13 protein-coding genes are annotated in these 17,711 nt (G+C 73.5%); 3 read left to right on the plus strand and 10 right to left on the minus strand.

The annotated features are described in order from the left end of the window. Positions 1-477: 477 nt before the first annotated feature. The 9 genes from ACFYO9_RS00170 to rimP form a co-directional block, all read right to left on the minus strand. Complete coding sequence (locus ACFYO9_RS00170) at positions 478-1,419, minus strand: bifunctional riboflavin kinase/FAD synthetase (RefSeq protein WP_355811910.1); 942 nt, start codon at positions 1,417-1,419, stop codon at positions 478-480. Positions 1,420-1,488: 69 nt separating this feature from the next. Continuing rightward, positions 1,489-6,336: a hypothetical protein gene (locus ACFYO9_RS00175; protein WP_358774126.1), complete on the minus strand. Its 4,848-nt coding sequence runs from the start codon at positions 6,334-6,336 to the stop codon at positions 1,489-1,491. Positions 6,337-6,663: 327 nt separating this feature from the next. After that, positions 6,664-7,572 carry a tRNA pseudouridine(55) synthase TruB gene (gene truB, locus ACFYO9_RS00180; protein ID WP_358773875.1) on the minus strand — a complete coding sequence of 303 codons (909 nt, stop codon included), beginning with the start codon at positions 7,570-7,572 and terminating at the stop codon, positions 6,664-6,666. Further along, positions 7,569-8,030, minus strand: a complete 462-nt coding sequence (gene rbfA / locus ACFYO9_RS00185) for a 30S ribosome-binding factor RbfA (protein WP_355811904.1) — start codon at positions 8,028-8,030, stop codon at positions 7,569-7,571. Before rbfA ends, truB begins: the two co-directional genes overlap by 4 nt. Positions 8,031-8,078: 48 nt before the next feature. Next, positions 8,079-8,372: a DUF503 domain-containing protein gene (locus ACFYO9_RS00190; protein WP_355811901.1), complete on the minus strand. Its 294-nt coding sequence runs from the start codon at positions 8,370-8,372 to the stop codon at positions 8,079-8,081. A gap of 161 nt (positions 8,373-8,533) precedes the next feature. Continuing rightward, the gene (gene infB / locus ACFYO9_RS00195) at positions 8,534-11,689 is read right to left on the minus strand and encodes a translation initiation factor IF-2 (RefSeq protein ID WP_358773877.1); all 3,156 of its coding nucleotides are present in this window, start codon (positions 11,687-11,689) and stop codon (positions 8,534-8,536) included. A 146-nt stretch (positions 11,690-11,835) separates the two neighbouring features. Beyond that, the gene (locus ACFYO9_RS00200) at positions 11,836-12,123 is read right to left on the minus strand and encodes a YlxR family protein (protein WP_355811896.1); all 288 of its coding nucleotides are present in this window, start codon (positions 12,121-12,123) and stop codon (positions 11,836-11,838) included. Positions 12,124-12,255: 132 nt separating this feature from the next. Then, entirely contained in the window at positions 12,256-13,245 is a 990-nt protein-coding gene (gene nusA, locus ACFYO9_RS00205) for a transcription termination factor NusA (protein WP_355811894.1), read from the minus strand. A 2-nt stretch (positions 13,246-13,247) separates the two neighbouring features. Then, positions 13,248-13,745, minus strand: coding sequence for a ribosome maturation factor RimP (gene rimP / locus ACFYO9_RS00210; RefSeq protein WP_355811891.1), 498 nt, complete (start codon positions 13,743-13,745; stop codon positions 13,248-13,250). A gap of 268 nt (positions 13,746-14,013) precedes the next feature. On the opposite strand from rimP, the gene ACFYO9_RS00215 reads away from it, so the two are divergent. Genes ACFYO9_RS00215 through ACFYO9_RS00225 form a run of 3 tightly spaced genes read left to right on the plus strand, consistent with a single transcriptional unit; the run spans position 14,014 to position 15,955 of the window. Beyond that, positions 14,014-14,562 (plus strand): hypothetical protein, encoded by a 549-nt coding sequence (locus ACFYO9_RS00215; RefSeq protein ID WP_355811888.1) that lies wholly within the window; start codon positions 14,014-14,016, stop codon positions 14,560-14,562. Continuing rightward, on the plus strand, positions 14,559-15,029 hold the full coding sequence (locus ACFYO9_RS00220) for a ferritin-like domain-containing protein (protein WP_358709531.1): 471 nt from the start codon (positions 14,559-14,561) through the stop codon (positions 15,027-15,029). The genes ACFYO9_RS00215 and ACFYO9_RS00220 overlap by 4 nt, the downstream gene beginning before the upstream one ends. A 26-nt stretch (positions 15,030-15,055) precedes the next feature. Continuing rightward, positions 15,056-15,955, plus strand: a complete 900-nt coding sequence (locus ACFYO9_RS00225) for an aminoglycoside phosphotransferase family protein (protein WP_358773879.1) — start codon at positions 15,056-15,058, stop codon at positions 15,953-15,955. A 56-nt stretch (positions 15,956-16,011) separates the two neighbouring features. On the opposite strand, the gene ACFYO9_RS00230 is transcribed toward ACFYO9_RS00225, so the two are convergent. Further along, positions 16,012-17,706: a proline--tRNA ligase gene (locus ACFYO9_RS00230; protein ID WP_358709529.1), complete on the minus strand. Its 1,695-nt coding sequence runs from the start codon at positions 17,704-17,706 to the stop codon at positions 16,012-16,014. Positions 17,707-17,711 lie beyond the last annotated feature (5 nt).

Raw genomic sequence — 17,711 nt, forward strand, 5'->3', positions numbered from 1 at the left:
GCGCAGTTCCCCGCGCCCCTAAAGCGGCCACCGCCCGCCCGTCGACGACTGCGGGCGCGCCGTGGTTGCTCGCGCAGTTCCCCGCGCCCCTGAAGCCGGTGCCGGTTCGTCGGCCGCTGCGGGTGCGTCGTGGTTGCTCGCGCAGTTCCCCGCGCCCCTAAAGCGGCCACCGCCCGCCCGTCGACGACTGCGGGCGCGCCGTGGTTGCTCGCGCAGTTCCCCGCGCCCCTGAAGCGGGGGCTGCGCCCCGCTTACCCATGACGCGCGGAACGAAGGAGCCGGGAACCACGCGCCAGCCCGAACGAACCCACCGCAGCCAACGGCGAGCGGAACCGACGACGACCCAGGGGCGCGGGGAACTGCGCAACAAACCCCCACCGGCCCGCAGCAGCCAACGGCGAACGGGCGGTAGCCGCTTTTAGGGGCGCGGGGAACTGCGCAACGCACCGTCACCGGCCCGCGCAGGACCACGCAGGACTACCCCTCAACCAGCGCCCGACACCGCTTCACGTCATCCGCAATGGCCACCAACAGCGCCTCGACGGAGTCGAACTTCGCCTGTCCCCGCACGAAGGCGAGGAAGTCGACGGCGACGTGCAGCCCGTACAGGTCAAGGCCGACCCGGTCGATCGCGTACGCCTCGACCGTCCGCTCCGTCCCGTCGAACTGCGGATTCGTGCCCACGGAAATCGCCGCCGGCATCGCCTCACCATCCGCGTGCAGCCACCCCGCGTAGACGCCGTCCGCAGGAATCGCGGTGTGCGGCAACGTCTCCACGTTGGCCGTGGGGAACCCCAGCTCACGCCCCCGCTGCGCGCCCCGTACGACGACGCCCTCGACACGGTGCGGGCGCCCGAGGATCTCCGCCGCCCCCGTCATGTCGCCCTCGGCGATCAGCCGTCGCGTCAGGGTGGACGAGAAGGGCTCGCCGCCGCCGGCCTCGCCGCGGACGTACAGGTCGACGACGTCGACCTCGTAGTCGTACGTCCGCCCCTGCTCGGTCAGGAAGGCGACGTCGCCCGCGGCCTTGTGGCCGAAGCGGAAGTTGGGGCCCTCGACGACCACGCGCGCGTGCAGCTTGTCGACGAGGACCTTGACCACGAAGTCGGCGGGCGACAGCTTCGAGAACTCGGTGGTGAACGGCAGGATCAGCAGCGCGTCCACACCCAGCTCGGCCATCAGCTCGGCGCGCCGGTGGTGCGGGGCGAGCAGCGGCGGGTGGCTGCCGGGGCGGACGACCTCGCTGGGGTGCGGGTCGAAGGTGACGACGACCGCGGGCACGCCGAGCTCACGGGCGCGCTCCACCGCGCGCCCGATGATCAGCTGGTGACCGCGGTGCACGCCGTCGTAGGAACCGATGGTGACGACGCTGCGCCCCCAGTCCTGGGGGATGTCCTCCAAGCCACGCCAGCGCTGCACTTCTTTGCTCCTCGCCGAACCCGTATACGTCACGTACTTCTGTACGTTCCCCTTGCCGATTACGCAGGACTAAGACTGCCATGCCGACGGGTCACGGCTCGCACCGGAGCAAGTGGCGGGGGTCACTCCGGCCCGGTCCACCGGACGGGGCCTCGGCGGGGCCTGCGCCGGGACGCGGACGCCGCGCGCGAGCCGCTCGATCGTGCGGCCGGCGCTCGGGCCGACCAGCGCGGCCCAGGCATCCGGGGCGGCGCCGAGCCACGCGACGACCCGCGCGGCGAAGCGGGGATTGTCGCGCGCCGCCTCGACCAGGCTCCGGTCGAAGCGGGTGGCCCCCTCCGGGGTGCGGACCAGCAACTGCCCGATGCGGTGCACGCGCTCGCGGGTCCGGTCATCGTCGTACTCCCCCGCGGCGCGCGCCACCGCCCGCAGGGCGCTCTCCAGGACGTCCGGGTCCCGCTCCTGGCCGAGGAGTACGTCGAACAGTTCGCCCCGCAGGCCGCGCGAGGCGGGGGTGCCGGGCGCGGCGAGCACCGGCGCGAGCGCGGCCCGCACCCGCGCGGGACTGCTGTGCAGCAACCCCGTGACCAGCGGGAAGAGGGCAGAGCGCACGGCGGAACCATGGTCGAGCCGCCGGTCGACGTACGCGGCCGCCGGCCCGGCCGCCTCGGGACGCCTCTCCAGGAGGTCGTGGACGAGGGCGGCCACGCGGTGGGCGAGGGCGGGCGCGGTCACGTCGGCGAGGGCACACAGAATCTCGTCGGTCACCGGCCCCGGCACGTGCAGCAGCCGGGTACGGAAGGCGTCGAGGACGGGCTCGGGATGGGTGGGCAGCGCGGCGGCCGGGGCGGTGGCCGGCAGCAGGGGGTCGCCGGCGGCGAAGCGCGACAGGGCGTGGGGCAGGTGCCGGGAACGGGTCCGCGGATCGTGCACGAGGAGCGCGAGGGCGGCACCGTGCAGGACGTCGTCGCCCCGGGCGAGCAGCGCGAAGGCGGCGTGACGCAGGAGATCGCGGGCGGGCCCGTCGGCGACGTACGGGGCGACACGCGGCCCGTACAGGGCAGCCGCGAGACGCCTGCAGCCCCGCTCATCCCGGGCCCACCGAGCCACGGCACGACAGACGGCGGACGGCTCCTCCTCGACTAGCGCAGCAAGCAGCTCATCGGCACGGGCGGCGATGCGGGTGCGCGAGGGGGTGGAGGGGTCGGTCAGAGGGATGGCGGTACGGGGGGTTGCGCGTGCGGTAGGGGGGTCGGCGCGGTCGACCGGGGCGTGCGCGCGGGTGGAGGCGGGTGCGTCGGCCGGTTCGGCCGAGGGGTCGCCGGAGGCCCGTGTGTCGGCCCGTTCGACCGGGGGGCCGATGGAGGCGGATGTGTCGGCCCGTTCGGCCGAGGGGGCGCTGGAGTCCCACTCATCGGCCCGTTCGACCGAGGGGGCGACACGGGTGCCGTCTCGGCCGGTCACGGCATCGGTGCGGGCGGCGGCGGAGCGGGAGCCGGTACGGATGTCTACGCGGTCGGCCGGGGCGTCCGCGCAGGTGGAGGCGCGTGCGTCGACCGGTTCGGCCGAGGGGTCGAGTGAGGCGCGTGCGTCGACCGGTTCGGCCGAGGGGTCGCCGGAGTCCCACTCATCGGCCCGCCCGGCCGAGGGGGCCACGCGGATGCCGTCTCGGCCGGTCACGGCATCGGTGCAGGGGGCGGCGGATCCGGTACGGGTGCCTACGCGGTCGGCCGGGGCGTCCGCGCAGGTGGAGGCCCGTGGGTCGACCGGTTCCGCCGAGGGGTCGAGGGAGGCGGGTGCGTCGGCCCGTCCAGCCGAGGGGTCGACCCGGACGCCGCCTCGGGCGGTCACGGCATCGGATCCCGTGCGGATGCCTACGCGGTTGGCCGGGACGTCGGTGCGGGCGCCCGGGGCGTCGGCGTGGGGTTCTGCACCAGCGGCCGGGTTCCCCTCCCGCAGGCCGGCACGGTCGTCGCCCACCGTGTCGGCGCGGTCGGCCGAGGCATCGGCACAGGGGTCGGCGCAGCCGGGCACACGCTGGACGTGATCGGCCAGGGCCTCTGCGAGGGCCTCCGCCCGCGCCTCGGCCGAACCCTGGGGAGTGTCGACGCGGATGACCTCGACGTCACCCTCCGTACCGTCGGTCGAGACACCGGCACCAGCGCCCACGCGCCCCGCCAGGAAACCACCCCCCGCACCGTCGCCCAAGGCACCCGCACCCGTCTCAACTCCCCCCGCCAGCAACCCGCCACGGATGTCCGCCCCGTCGGCGAGCACCCCCGAAGGAAGCCCCGACACATCGGCACACGCCCCCACCCGGCCCCCCGGGACGTCGGCACACGTACCCGCCTGGCCCACCCGGCCTCCCGGGATGCCGACACCCTCCCCCACCCCCACCCCCTCCCCACACGCACCCCCGCAATCGACCAACGTCTCGATGAGGTTGTCGATGGCACGGTGCCGATGCGTGTGGAGCAGTGCCTGAGCCGCTGACGCCACCGTCGCGTGCGGCGCGGCCAGCAGCGGGTGCTCGTCGGCGAACCAGCGCACGAGGTGCAATTGGACGGCGGCGGGGTCCGCGGTCAGCAGTTCCGCCACCGCGTCCAGGCACCGGCCCGCCGCCCCCGGCGGCCCGTCCCGCACCACGAGCCGCCGCAGCAGCGCGAACCGGTCGGCCTCCCCCAGCGGCAGCCGCAACCAGAAGGTCACCCCGAACTCCCCCCGCTCGGCGAGGGGTTCGAGCACCGCGAGGTACGGCGACGCGTCGGGTACGCGCAGTAGCACCTCCCCCAACAACCGCGCGGCCCACCACGCGGCGTCCCCCGGCAGCTCCCCGGCCCCCGACTCGGGCTGGCCGGCCCCCGCACATTCCCCCAGCGCGTCCGCCAGCTCCAGCAGGCGCGACGCCAACTCCGCGGCGCCCCGCTGGCGTCCCAGGAGCAGCAAGGCCTGGATCACCGGGCCGATGCGGTGCCGCGGCACCGGAAGCGGGCGCGGCGCCGTCGGCGTGGGATCACCCCGGTCCGACACCGAGGCGGGCCGCGCCACCGCACCGGGCCGATGGCGGTGGCGGTGGACCAGGGACATCAGCGCCCCGTCCACATCCAGATGCATCCCCTGCAACCAGTCCGCCGGCTCCTCGTGCGCGAAGCGGTACCCCGTCCCGGCCGGCACGAGCAGGCCCTCCGTGAGCACCGCCGACGCCCACCCCGTACACCCGGAGAACTCCATCCCGCTCCGCTCGGCCAGCGGTGCGCCCCACGGGAAGACCTCCTCGAACGCGGCCGTGTCCAGACCCCCCTGCCCCGGCCCCAGGCACCGCCGCGCCGCCTCGTGGACCTGCCCCGACACCACCGCCGCGAGCCGCCGCACCGCGCTCCCGCGCAGCCCGTTCGCCGCCGCGAGCCGTACCGCGATCCGCAGGCAGAGCAGGTCCAGATGGGCCTCGAAGATCTCTACCCGGTCCGGTGTGCCCGGCGGCGGCGCGTCCGGCAGCGCGGCCCGCACCTCGCTGAGCAGCCGCAGCGCCAGCGGATGCCGGGCGTCGGCGTCGGACAACGCGTCCTCCGGGATGCCGTACCGCGTCCGGGCCCGGCTCGCCTGCGGCTCGGGCAGCCCTGCGAGCCGTACGCACCCCGGCAGCCCCGCCCCGCCCCCGCCCCCGGCCGCGTGCAGCGACCCCGCGTCGAAGTGCGCCCCGGCCTGCTCCCAGTACTCCGCCCGGCACGCCACCACCAGCCGCGCCCCCGTCTCCCGCAGCCAGCCCTCCGTACCCTCGCTCCACCGCGCGAGACGGTGCGCGAGCGCGGGCGGCATCTCCTCGGGGCCGTCGAGCAGCAGGAGCAGCGGCCGCCCCGCATCCCGCACGAGCCGCGCCACCCGGCCCGCGGAGACGTCCCCAAGGCCGTTCCCGAGGTCACCCGCAGGCGCCTCCCCCGCCGCTTCCAGGATTCGTCCGGCGCGCTCAAGTGCTCGCTCCACCGCGTCGGCCACGGACCCGTCGGTGCCGCACAGGTCGGCGCCGCGCAGCCACAGCGTGGGCGCGGGCTCGGGGCCGTCGGCCCGGCGTCCGGCGAGCGCGGCCAGCTCCGTGGTGCGCCCGGTTCCGGGGTCGCCGACCAGGCCGAGGACCCGCGCGGACCCCGTCGCGAACGCCGCGAACTCGCCCGTGACGTCGGGCCGTTCGACCGGTTCGTGGAGCGGCGCCGGCGGACCGTCACACCCCGACGACGTGGCCGTCAGATGCAGCGCGCCCGCGAGATTGAGGTCCCCGCCGTACGCGGGGACGGTCGCCGCGTTGCGCGCGAGGAGGGCGGCGAGCGGGCCCGCCGGGTCGGCGGCGGCCGCGTCCCGCAGCGCCACCGCGTAACCCGCGGGGCGGTGGGTGCACGGGTCCTGGACCTGGCCGGGTGGCGCGGGATCGGGACACTGGGGCAGCAGGGCCGTCCCGAGGACGGCCACCACCACACCGGACGCGGCGTCCACCACCGGCCCGCCCGCGGCCCCGCCCCCGAGCCGCAGCGCGTCCGCGCCGTCCGTGCCGATCGCCAACTCCAGGGCCGCGCCGACCAGATGGAAGCGGTCCGTCGCCGTGTACGTGACCGCCGCCGAGCCCAGGACTCGCGCCTCACGCCAGCCGCACGCGTCGATCCGCACGTACGAACCCCTCGGCACCGAGTCCCGCACGGTGACGGGGAGCGGTCGCAGCCCCAGCCCCTCGGTGCGGATCAGCGCGAGCCCGGCGTCGGGCAGTGCCACCACGTCGGCGGCGTGCACCACACAGGTGCGCTCGCCCGGCGCGTGCAGGACGACGCGGGCCAGTCCGTCGACCGCCTCGTGGCTGGTGATGATCGTGCCGTGCTCGTCGGCGGCGAACCCCGCGCCCCGCGGGCGTCCGGCGAGATCGTGTATGCGCACCACGGACCGGACGGGAGCCGGGACCGAGGGGCCGCTCGGGCCCCCTGCGTCCCCCGCGCCCCCGGACCGCGGGCCGCGTCCCGCCATGCTCGAACCTCCCCGCCCTGCCCCGTTTCCACGACCGTAGGTCGGGGGTGATCAGTGGGAAAGATCGAGGCGCGAACGCGCCCCCTTGCGACCCCGCGGTTCACTCCGAGCGCCTGCCTGAAGGGGTGAATGAGCGCCCGCCGGTGGATACATCTCTTAGTGGGGGGATCTCAGTGGGGGGGCTCAGTGGGGGAACATGGAGCGGCGGACCTGAGTCCGCCGCTCCACGACAACGACGCCTCACGCGAAGACGGCCAGGCTCTTGGCCTTGCCCCGCGACTCCTCCGCCAGGACCAGGAAGCGGCCCTCCGGATCGAAGACGGCGACGGCGCCGGCACCCGCGTACTCCTCGGGCATGTCGATCCGCACGCCGTTGAGCAGCAGCCGGCCGCGCTTGTCGTCCACGTCCCAGCGCGGGAAGGCCCGGCCCGCGGCCTCGGCCACCGGCATCACCGTCAGCTCCTCCTGGAGCTGGTCGAGGGTCTTCGCCGCGTCCAGCTTGTACGGGCCGACGCGGGTGCGCCGCAGCGCGGTCAGATGGCCGCCCACCCCGAGGTCGGCGCCGAGGTCGCGGGCGAGCGCCCGGATGTACGTGCCCGAGGAGCAGACGACCGAGACGACCAGGTCGAGGACGGGTGTGCCGTCCTCGGCTACGGCGTCGCGGACGTCGTACACCGTGAAGCCGGAGATCTTCACCGGCCGGGCCGGGATCTCGAACTCCTCGCCCTTGCGGGCGCGCGCGTACGACCGCTTGCCGTCGATCTTGATGGCGCTGACCTTCGACGGCACCTGCATGATGTCGCCGGAGAGCTTGGCGATGCCGGCGTCGACGTCCGCACGGGCGACCTTTGAGGCGTCGGTGGACGAGGTGATCTCGCCCTCGGCGTCGTCGGTGAGCGTGTTCTGCCCGAGCCGGATGGTCCCCAGGTACTCCTTCTCGGTCAGCGCGAGGTGGCCGAGGAGCTTGGTGGCGCGCTCGACACCGAGGACCAGGACGCCCGTCGCCATCGGGTCGAGGGTGCCCGCGTGGCCGACGCGGCGGGTCCTGGCGATCCCGCGCATCTTGGCCACGACGTCGTGCGAAGTGAAGCCGGACGGCTTGTCGACGATGACAAGGCCGTCCGGCGTTGTGGTGCTGCTCTTGCTCATGCTCGGGCGTCGCCGTCCGTCTCGTCGGCGTCGTCGTCCTCGGGCTTGCGGTACGGGTCCGCGCCGCCCGCGAACTCGGCGCCCGCGGAGACCTCCCGGACCTTCTCGTCGGACATCCGTGCCTTGTCGAGCAGGTCCTCGATGGCCCGCGCGTTGTCCGGCAGGGCGTCCGCGACGAAGGCCAGCGTCGGCGTGAACTTCACGCCCGCGGCCTGGCCGACCGCCGAGCGCAGGACGCCCTTGGCGCTCTCCAGGCCCGCGGCCGCGGCCGCGCGGTCCTCGTCGTCGCCGTAGACCGTGTAGAAGACCGTGGCCTCCCGCAGGTCACCGGTCACCCGGGTGTCCGTGATGGTCACGTGCGTGCCGAGCCGCGGGTCCTTGATCCCGCGCTGCAGCTTCTGCGCAACCACCTCTCGGATGAGGTCCGCCAGCCTTTTCGCCCGCGCGTTGTCGGCCACTGCTCCGTCTCCCTTATCCCCGGGCATTCCCTGGGCTTGTCTTGCTGTTCAATCATCGTCGCCGTGCAGCCGCCGTCGTACCGACAGCAGCTCCACTTCGGGCCGGGCGGCGACGAGGCGCTCGCACCGGTCCAGTACGTCCGTGAGATGGCCCCAGTCGCCCGACACCACCGCGAGGCCGACCTCGGCCCTGCGGTGCAGGTTCTGATCGCCCACCTCCGCCGCGCTCACCGCGAACTTGCGCTGGAGCTCGGCGACGATCGGGCGGACGACGGAGCGTTTCTCCTTCAGCGAATGTACGTCGCCGAGGAGCAGATCGAAGGACAGAGTCCCCACATACATGTGTGTCCGGATATCCCGCCGGTACGGGTTCGAGGCCCCGCCAACCACTTGGCGGGGACACCAGAACCGTACACGGAACGGCCGGGGCCGATCGACGGGATTTTCCCCGTCGACCGGCCCCGACACTGACCACGCGGATCAGGCTGTCCTCGGACAGTCGATCAGCCGCGCGGCTTCTCGCGCATCTCGTACGTCGCGATGACGTCGTCGATCTTGATGTCGTTGAAGTTGCCGAGGTTGATACCGCCCTCGAACCCTTCGCGGATCTCGGTGACGTCGTCCTTGAAGCGGCGCAGACCCTCGATGTTGAGGCTCTCCGCGATGACCTTGCCGTCGCGGAGCAGTCGGGCCTTGGTGTTGCGCTTGACCTCGCCGGAACGGATGAGGACACCCGCGATGTTGCCGAGCTTGGACGAGCGGAAGACCTCGCGGATCTCCGCAGTGCCGAGCTCGACCTCCTCGTACTCCGGCTTGAGCATGCCCTTGAGGGCCGCCTCGATCTCCTCGATGGCCTGGTAGATCACCGAGTAGTAGCGGACGTCGACGCCCTCGCGCTCCGCCATCTGCGCGGCACGGCCGGCCGCACGGACGTTGAAGCCGATGACGATGGCGTCGGAGCCCATCGCCAGGTCGATGTCGGACTCGGTGACCGCACCCACACCGCGGTGCAGGACGCGGATGTCGACCTCTTCGCCGACGTCGAGCTGGAGCAGCGAGGACTCGAGAGCCTCCACCGAACCGGACGCGTCGCCCTTGATGATGATGTTGAGGTCCTGGACCAGGCCCGCCTTGAGCACCTGGTCGAGGTCCTCGAGGGACACCCGGCGGGTGCGCTTGGCGAACGCGGCGTTGCGCTCACGGGCCGCACGCTTCTCGGCGATCTGACGCGCCGTACGGTCCTCGTCGACAACCAGGAAGTTGTCGCCGGCACCCGGCACGTTGGTGAGACCGAGCACGAGGACGGGGGTCGACGGGGTCGCCTCCTCCACGTTCTCGCCCTTGTCGTCGAGCATCGCGCGGACTCGGCCGTAGGCGTCACCGGCGACCATCGTGTCGCCGACGCGGAGAGTACCGCGCTGGACGAGGACGGTCGCGACGGCGCCGCGGCCCTTGTCGAGGTGGGCCTCGATCGCGATGCCCTGCGCGTCCTGCTCCGGGTTGGCCCGCAGGTCGAGCGAGGCGTCCGCGGTCAGGACCACGGCCTCGAGCAGCTGCTCGATGTTGACGCCCTGGCGCGCGGAGATGTCGACGAACATCGTGTCGCCGCCGTACTCCTCGGCCACCAGACCGAACTCGGTGAGCTGACCGCGCACCTTGGTCGGGTCGGCACCCTCGACGTCGATCTTGTTGACCGCGACCACGATCGGCACGTCGGCCGCCTTGGCGTGGTTCAGCGCCTCGATCGTCTGCGGCATCACACCGTCGTTCGCCGCGACCACGAGGATCGCGATGTCGGTGGACTTCGCACCACGGGCACGCATGGCGGTGAACGCCTCGTGACCGGGGGTGTCGATGAAGGTGATGGCGCGCTCTTCGCCGTTGACCTCGGTCGCGACCTGGTAGGCACCGATGTGCTGGGTGATGCCACCGGCCTCGCCCGCGACGACGTTCGTCTTGCGGATGGCGTCGAGGAGGCGGGTCTTGCCGTGGTCGACGTGACCCATGACGGTCACGACCGGCGGACGGGAGACGAGTGCTTCCTCGCCGCCCTCGTCCTCGCCGAACTCGATGGAGAACGACTCGAGGAGCTCGCGGTCCTCCTCCTCCGGGCTGACGATCTCGAGGACGAAGTTCATCTCGTCCGCGAGGAGCTTCAGCGTCTCGTCGGAGACGGACTGCGTGGCGGTGACCATCTCGCCGAGGTTCATCATCACGCCGACCAGCGAAGCCGGGTTGGCGTTGATCTTCTCGGCGAAGTCGGTCAGCGAGGCACCGCGCGACAGACGGACGGTCTGTCCGTTGCCGCGAGGCAGCATGACGCCGCCCACCGACGGGGCCTGCATGGCCTCGTACTCCTGGCGCCTCTGCCGCTTCGACTTGCGACCGCGACGGGCGGGCCCGCCGGGACGGCCGAACGCACCCTGCGTGCCACCACGGGCACCGGGACCGCCGGGACGGCCACCGAAGCCGGGACGGCCGCCAAAGCCGCCGCCGCCACCGGGACGACCGGCACCGCCGCCACCCGGACCGCCGGGACGGCCGGCGAAGCCGCCGCCACCCGGACCGCCGGGACGGCCGGCGAAGCCGCCGCCACCGCCTGGACGCCCGCCACCGCCGGGCCGGCCTCCAGCCGGGCCTCGGCCGCCACCGCCGGGGCCACCACCGGGACGCGGGCCCGCGGCGGGACGCTGCGGCATCATGCCGGGGTTCGGACGGTTACCGGCGGGACCGCCGCCGGGACGCGGAGCGCCGCCCTGCGGGCGGGGCATGCCGCCCGGGGTCGGACGGGCGCCGCCCTGACCCTGCGGACGGGGAGCGCCACCGGGGCCGCCCTGACCGCCCTGCGGGCGCGGGGCGCCGCCGGGGCCACCGGGGCCGCCGCCGGGACGCGGGGCACCGCCCGGACGGGGCGCCTGCGGGCGCGCCATGCCGGTGGAGCCACCAGAGGTGAAGGGGTTGTTGCCCGGACGCGGACCCGCGGGACGGGCACCGCCCGGACGCGGGGCGCCGCCCTGGCCGCCGGGGCGCGGGGCACCCTGACGGTCGCCGCGGTCACCACGGTCACCGCGGTCGCCGCGGTCACTGCGACCCTGGCCACCCTGACCCTGACCCTGGCCCTGGCCGGGGGCCGGACGGCCACCGGGCTTCGGGGCACCCGGCCGAGCGGCCGGACGGGGGGTCTGCGAGGCCGCGGAGGCCGCCGGAGCAGCCGGGGCGGCGGGCGGAGCGGTGAACTCCGGGGCAGCGGGAGCCGGCGAGGCCGGCGCGGGCTTGGGGGCCGGCGGCTTCGGGCCGGGCGTCGGGCGCGGGCCCGGCGTGGCCGGAGAGGCCGGCTTCTCGGCCGCGGCGGGCTTGGGCGCCGGCGGCTTGGGCGCGGCCGGACCCGGACGGGCGGCCTGCGCGGGAGAGGACGACGCCGAACCCGAGGGGGACGGCGGCTTGGGGGCGGCCTGCTTGCGCGGCGCGCCGGGCTTGGCGGCGGACTTGCCGTTGCCGCCGCCCTGCTGGAATGCGTCAGTCAGTTTGCGTACCACAGGCGCCTCGATCGTCGAGGACGCCGAACGTACGAATTCACCGAGATCTTGGAGCTTGGCCATGACGACCTTGCTCTCTACTCCGAACTCCTTGGCGAGTTCGTATACCCGGACCTTAGCCACTTCGCTCCTTTTAGGTCCGGGTTACGCCGGACCGTCGCTACTTCATGGGCGTACTCATCGCGTGCTCATCGAGTGCTCATCGCAATCTCGACCTACTTCCAACTCGCGGAATACCAGGGCCACACGGGGTTCCGTGCGACCACGTCTTACGTTGCTGCCTGCTGGATCGTCTCGACCGCTCGGCGTACCGCCTCGGTGTCGAGCGGTCCCTGGGCTCGAAGGGCCCGCGGGAACGCCCGACGGCGGATCGCCTGGTCCAGACAGACCAGGGCGGGGTGTACATAGGCACCCCGGCCGGGCAGCGTACCGCTTGGATCGGGGGCGCAGGCGCCCTCTTTCGCCACGATGCGCAGCAGTTCGCTCTTGGCCGCTCGCTCCCGGCACCCCACACAGGTGCGCTCAGGGCATGCGCGGGCATGCGTCCGGCCAGACACGCTTAAGTCTACCTCCCCGCACCGACCTCACCCCTTTGGGGCAAGAATCGAACGGCTACTCGCCACATACTGTCGTGATCGCAGCGGTGGCCGCCCGGAATTTATTCCCGCGCCCGCTCCGCCGCAGGTCCGCTACTGGTCGGCCGGCTGCTCGGTGTCGGGCCGGATGTCGATGCGCCAGCCCGTGAGCCGGGCGGCGAGGCGGGCGTTCTGCCCCTCCTTGCCGATGGCGAGCGACAGCTGGTAGTCCGGCACGGTCACCCGGGCCGAGCGCGCGGCGAGGTCGACGACCTCGACCTTGCTGACGCGGGCCGGGGAGAGCGCGTGGGCGACCATGTCGGCCGGGTCGTCCGACCAGTCGACGATGTCGATCTTCTCGCCGTTGAGCTCGGCCATCACGTTGCGCACGCGGCTGCCCATCGGGCCGATGCAGGCGCCCTTGGCGTTGAGCCCGGAGCGCGTCGAACGGACCGCGATCTTGGTCCGGTGGCCGGCCTCGCGGGCGATGGCCGAGATCTCGACGGAACCGTCGGCGATCTCGGGCACCTCGAGCGCGAAGAGCTTCTTGACCAGGTTCGGGTGCGTGCGCGACAGGGTCACGGACGGACCGCGGACGCCCTTGGCCACCCGGACCACGTACGAGCGCAGGCGCAGCCCGTGCGGGTAGTCCTCGCCCGGCACCTGCTCCTGGACGGGCAGGATGGCCTCGAGCTTGCCGATGTCGACCAGCACGTTCTTCGGGTCGCGGCCCTGCTGGACCACGCCGGTGACGATGTCGCCCTCGCGCCCGGCGTACTCGCCGAGCGTCACGTCGTCCTCGGCGTCGCGCAGGCGCTGCAGGATGACCTGCTTCGCCGTGGTCGCGGCGATGCGGCCGAAGTCGGACGGGGTGTCGTCGAACTCCTTGGCCTCCTGGCCCTCTTCGAGGTCCGCGGGGTCCTCCGTCGCCCACACCGTCACGTGGCCGCTGTCGCGGTCCAGCTTGACGCGGGCGCGCCGGAAGCTTCCCTCGGTGCGGTGGTAGGCGATGAGGAGGGCCGATTCGATCGCCTCGACGAGCAGGTCGAAGGAGATCTCCTTCTCCCGGACCAGACCCCGCAGGGCACTCATGTCGATGTCCACGGCTACGCCTCCTCTTCCTTCTTGTCCTTGCGGTTGAACTCGACCTGCACGCGCGCCTTGTCGATCTCGGTGAAGGCGAGGCGGCGGGACGTGGCCTTGCGGCCCTTCACGCCGGGCACCTCGAGGTCGAGCCCCTCGTCGTCCACGGTGAGGATGCGGGCGGTCAGCTCGCCGCCCTCGGTCAGCTGGAACTTCACCAGGCGGTCCACGGCGCGCAGGTAGTGACGGCGCTCGGTCAGGGCTCGCTCGGCGCCGGGGGATCCGACCTCCAGGTCGTACTCCCCCTCACCCATGGCGTCGCTCTCGTCGAGCTGCGCGGAGAGCAGACGGCTCACTTCCGCGATCTGGTCCAGGTCCACGCCGTCGTCGGAGTCGATGACGACTCTCAGCACTCGCTTGCGTCCGACCGAGGCCACTTCGATCTCTTCGAGATCCAGGTCCTGGGAGCTGACGAGCGGTTCCAGTAGTTGCCGCAGCCTCTCGCTCTGGGTGGTGCTCATCCGGGTGACTCCTCGGCCGCGTGTGCTGTTGTGGGTGCGTTGCAAGTCTGCGTGTCAGGTCAAAGGGTATCCGGTCCGAAGGGGTGTTGCCGCCCACCTGCGGGGGCGGACGCCGCTCCGGACCCGAGCCGCTCGCGGGCGCCGGGGCGGTCCGAAGGTACGGTGATCACCGGGTCCGTGCCCACCGATCTCCCTTTCCGTTCTTTTCCGTTCGTTTCCACCACTTTCTCGCTCGCGCCTTTTGGCCTTCCTTCCGAGGACGTCTGCCGTGCCGTCGTATCTCACCGCCCCGCGGTCCCGCCCGGGCCCGCGCCGAAGGAGTCTGCTCACCGGGGCCGCCGGCGTCGCGTCGGCCGCGCTGCTCGCGGGCTGCACGGACTCCGCCGAATCCGCCGACGAACGCCCGTCCGCCGTACGACGGGTGCGCGCGAGGGCGGCGAGCGAGAGCCGGGAACTGCTGCGGCACTACGACGCCGTCATCGCCGCGCACCCCTCGCTCGCCGGACGGCTCGGACCGCTGCGCGCCGAGGTGAAGCGGCACACGGAGGCCTTCGAGGACGGCCCCGCCGAGAGCGCCACGGCCGCCGCCTCCGGGTCGGCGTCCCCGTCCGCCTCCGCGCCCACGCCGAAACCGGCCGTGTCCGAGGACCCCGCCAAGGCGGTGCGCGCCCTCGCCGACGCCGAGCGCGAGCTGGCCGACCGCCGCGGCGACGTCCTCCTTGACGCCCCCGCCGAGCAGGGCAGGCTGCTCGCCTCGGTGGCCGCGGCGGGCGCGGCCCACGCGTATCTGCTGAGCGAGACGGAGGGTGACAAATGAGCGACGCCGACGCCTCGAAGGACGAGGAGCTCAAGGCCCTGCAGGCGGCGCTCGGCGCCGAGCACGCCGCCGTCTACGGCTACGGCGTCGTCGGCGGCCGCATCGGCGACAAGCGCCGGGCCGAGGCGCGCACGGCGTACGACGCCCACCGCGCCCGGCGCGACGAGCTGCAGCGCGCGGTGCGCGACCTCGGCGGTGAGCCGCAGTCCGCGGACGCGGCGTACTCGCTGCCGTTCCCGGTGCCGGACTCCGCGGCGGCCGTGCGGCTCGCCACCGAGCTGGAGGACCGGGTCGGGGGCGTCTACTCCGATCTCGTACGGGCCGCTTCGGGCGCCCGGCGGGGCAACGCGGCGCGGGCGCTGCGGGAGGCCGCGGTGCGGGCGGCGCGCTGGCGGGGCGGGAGCGTAGCCTTCCCTGGGCTCGCCGAGCGGTCGACACCGTCCGCGCCGGCCACGCCCAAGGCGTAACGCTCAAGGAAGGGATCGACTCGCGCATGGCTCTCGAACCGCCGCAGCGCCTCGTCACAGCACTCGGCGAGAGCGCGCGGGACGGCGACGACTGGCTGGAGAAGCTGCCCGAGGCAGCCGAACAGGCCGTCGCTCTACGCGAGTTGACCGTCGAGCGGGTGCACGTGCCCGGCGGCCGCAGCAGCCTCGTCCTGATGGTGCAGCAGGCCGACGGCACACCCGCCGTGCTGAAGCTGGTGCCGCCCCGGTCCCGGCCGGAGAGCGAACGGGCCGCGCTCGCCCACTGGAACGGGCTCGGCGCCGCGCGGCTGCTCGACCCCGAGTGCGCGGACGGGGCGCTGCTCCTGGAGCGGCTGCACCGGGACGTCTCGGTGCGTTCGCTGCCCGAGCCCAAGGCGCTGCTCGAGGCGGCCGGGACGCTGCGGCGGCTGTGGGTCGCCCCGCCCGCCGGGCACCGCTTCGAGACGGTGGCCGAGCGGACCGGGCGGCAGGCCGAGGCCATGCGGGCCTTCGCCGGCGCGGAGCCGGAGGTCGCCCCGCTGGTCGACGCCGCGCTCACGGCGCGGGACGGGCTGCTCGCCGCGGCCGCGGAGCCGAAGCTGCTGCACGGCACGTTCCGGCAGAGCAAGGTGCTGGCCGGGGACCGGCTGCCGTGGCTTGCGGTGGGGCCCGACCCGGTGGTCGGCGACACCGCCTTCGACCTGGCGCGACTGGTGCGTGACCGGGTCGAGGACCTGATCGCGTCGCCGTCGGGCGCCTCGATCACCCGGCGGCGCGTGAAGAAGCTCGCCGAGTCCCTGGAGGTCGACCAGGAGCGGCTGCGCGGCTGGACGCTGTTCCGGGCCGTGGAGTCGGGCGTCCGGGCGCTGCGGGTGGGGCGCGGCCAGGACGCGGAGCTGCTGCTTGAGTTCGCGGGCTGGCTGTAGCGGTACGCGAGAGGGCGCACCCCGCGATGCGGGGTGCGCCCTCGTCGTCTGTCCGGTCAGGCGGTGAGGCGTGCGACGGCCTCGTCGACCGTGAGCTCCTCGCGCTCGCCGGTGCGGCGGTCCTTCAGCTCCACGACGCCCTCGGCGGAGCGGCGGCCCGCGACCAGGATCTGCGGGACGCCGATCAGCTCGGCGTCGGTGAACTTCACGCCCGGGGAGACCCCGGCCCGGTCGTCGACCAGGACGCGTGCGCCCGCGGCGCCCAGCTTCTCGGCGACCTCCAGGGCCAGCTCGGTCTGCAGCGCCTTGCCGGCGGCGACCACGTGGACGTCGGCCGGGGCGATCTCCTTGGGCCAGCACAGGCCCTTGTCGTCGGCGGTCTGCTCGGCGAGCGCCGCCACCGCGCGGGAGACGCCGATGCCGTACGAGCCCATGGTCACGCGGACCGGCTTGCCCTCCTTGCCGAGGACGTCGAGCTGGAAGGTGTCGGCGTACTTGCGGCCGAGCTGGAAGATGTGGCCGATCTCGATGGCGCGGTCCAGCTTGAGGCCGGCGCCGCAGTTCGGGCACGGGTCGCCCTCTTCGACCACGACGACGTCGAGATAGTCGTCGACCTGGAAGTCGCGGCCGCACACCACGTTCTTGGCGTGCTTGTCCTGCTGGTTGGCGCCGGTGATCCAGGCGGTGCCGGGGGCGACGCGCGGGTCGGCGATGTAGCGGACCTTCGCCAGGCCCTGCGGGCCCACGTAACCCCGGACGAGGTCGTCGCGGCCCTCGAAGTCCTCGGCGGTGACGAGCTCGACCTCGGCGGGGGCCAGGTGCTCGCCGAGCTTGCCGAGGTCGACCTCGCGGTCGCCGGGCACGCCGACGGCCACGATCTCGCCGTCCACCTTGACCAGGAGGTTCTTCAGGGTGGCGGAGGCCGGGACGCCGAGGTGCTCGGCGAGGGTCTCGATGGTCGGGGTGTCGGGGGTGTCCAGCTCCTCGACGGGGCCGTGCGCCGAGCCGTCGACGGGCGCCAGCGCGAAGGTCACGGCCTCGGTGTTGGCGGCGTAGTCGCAGGACGGACAGTCCACGAAGGTGTCCTCGCCGGCCGGGGCGGGGGCCAGGAACTCCTCGGAGGCCGAGCCGCCCATGGCGCCGGAGATGGCGGAGACGATGCGGTAGTCGAGGCCGAGGCGCTCGAAGATCTTCTGGTACGCGCCGCGGTGCAGGGCGTACGCCTCGGCGAGGCCCTCGTCCGTGGTGTCGAAGGAGTACGAGTCCTTCATCTGGAACTCACGGCCACGCAGCACGCCGGCGCGGGGGCGGGCCTCGTCGCGGTACTTCGTCTGGATCTGGTAGAGGATCACCGGCAGGTCCTTGTAGGACGAGCACTGGTCCTTGACGACCTGGGTGAAGATCTCCTCGTGGGTGGGGCCGAGGAGGTAGTCGGCGCCCTTGCGGTCCTTGAGGCGGAAGAGCAGGTCGCCGTACTCCTCGTAGCGCCCGGACGCCTCGTAGGGCTCCTTGGGCAGCAGCGCCGGCAGCAGGACCTCCTGGCCGCCGATGGCGTCCATCTCCTCGCGTACGACGCGGGCGATGTTCTCGTAGACCTTCTTGCCGAGCGGCAGCCAGGTCCAGATGCCCGCGGCGGTACGGCGGACGTAGCCGGCCCGGACGAGCAGCTTGTGGTTGAGCGTCTCGGCGTCCGCCGGGTCGTCGCGCAGTGTCTTGACCATCAAACGGGACATGCGCTGGACCTGGGCCATGATTG

The organism is Streptomyces sp. NPDC005863 (assembly GCF_042871345.1).
Lineage (GTDB): Bacteria > Actinomycetota > Actinomycetes > Streptomycetales > Streptomycetaceae > Streptomyces.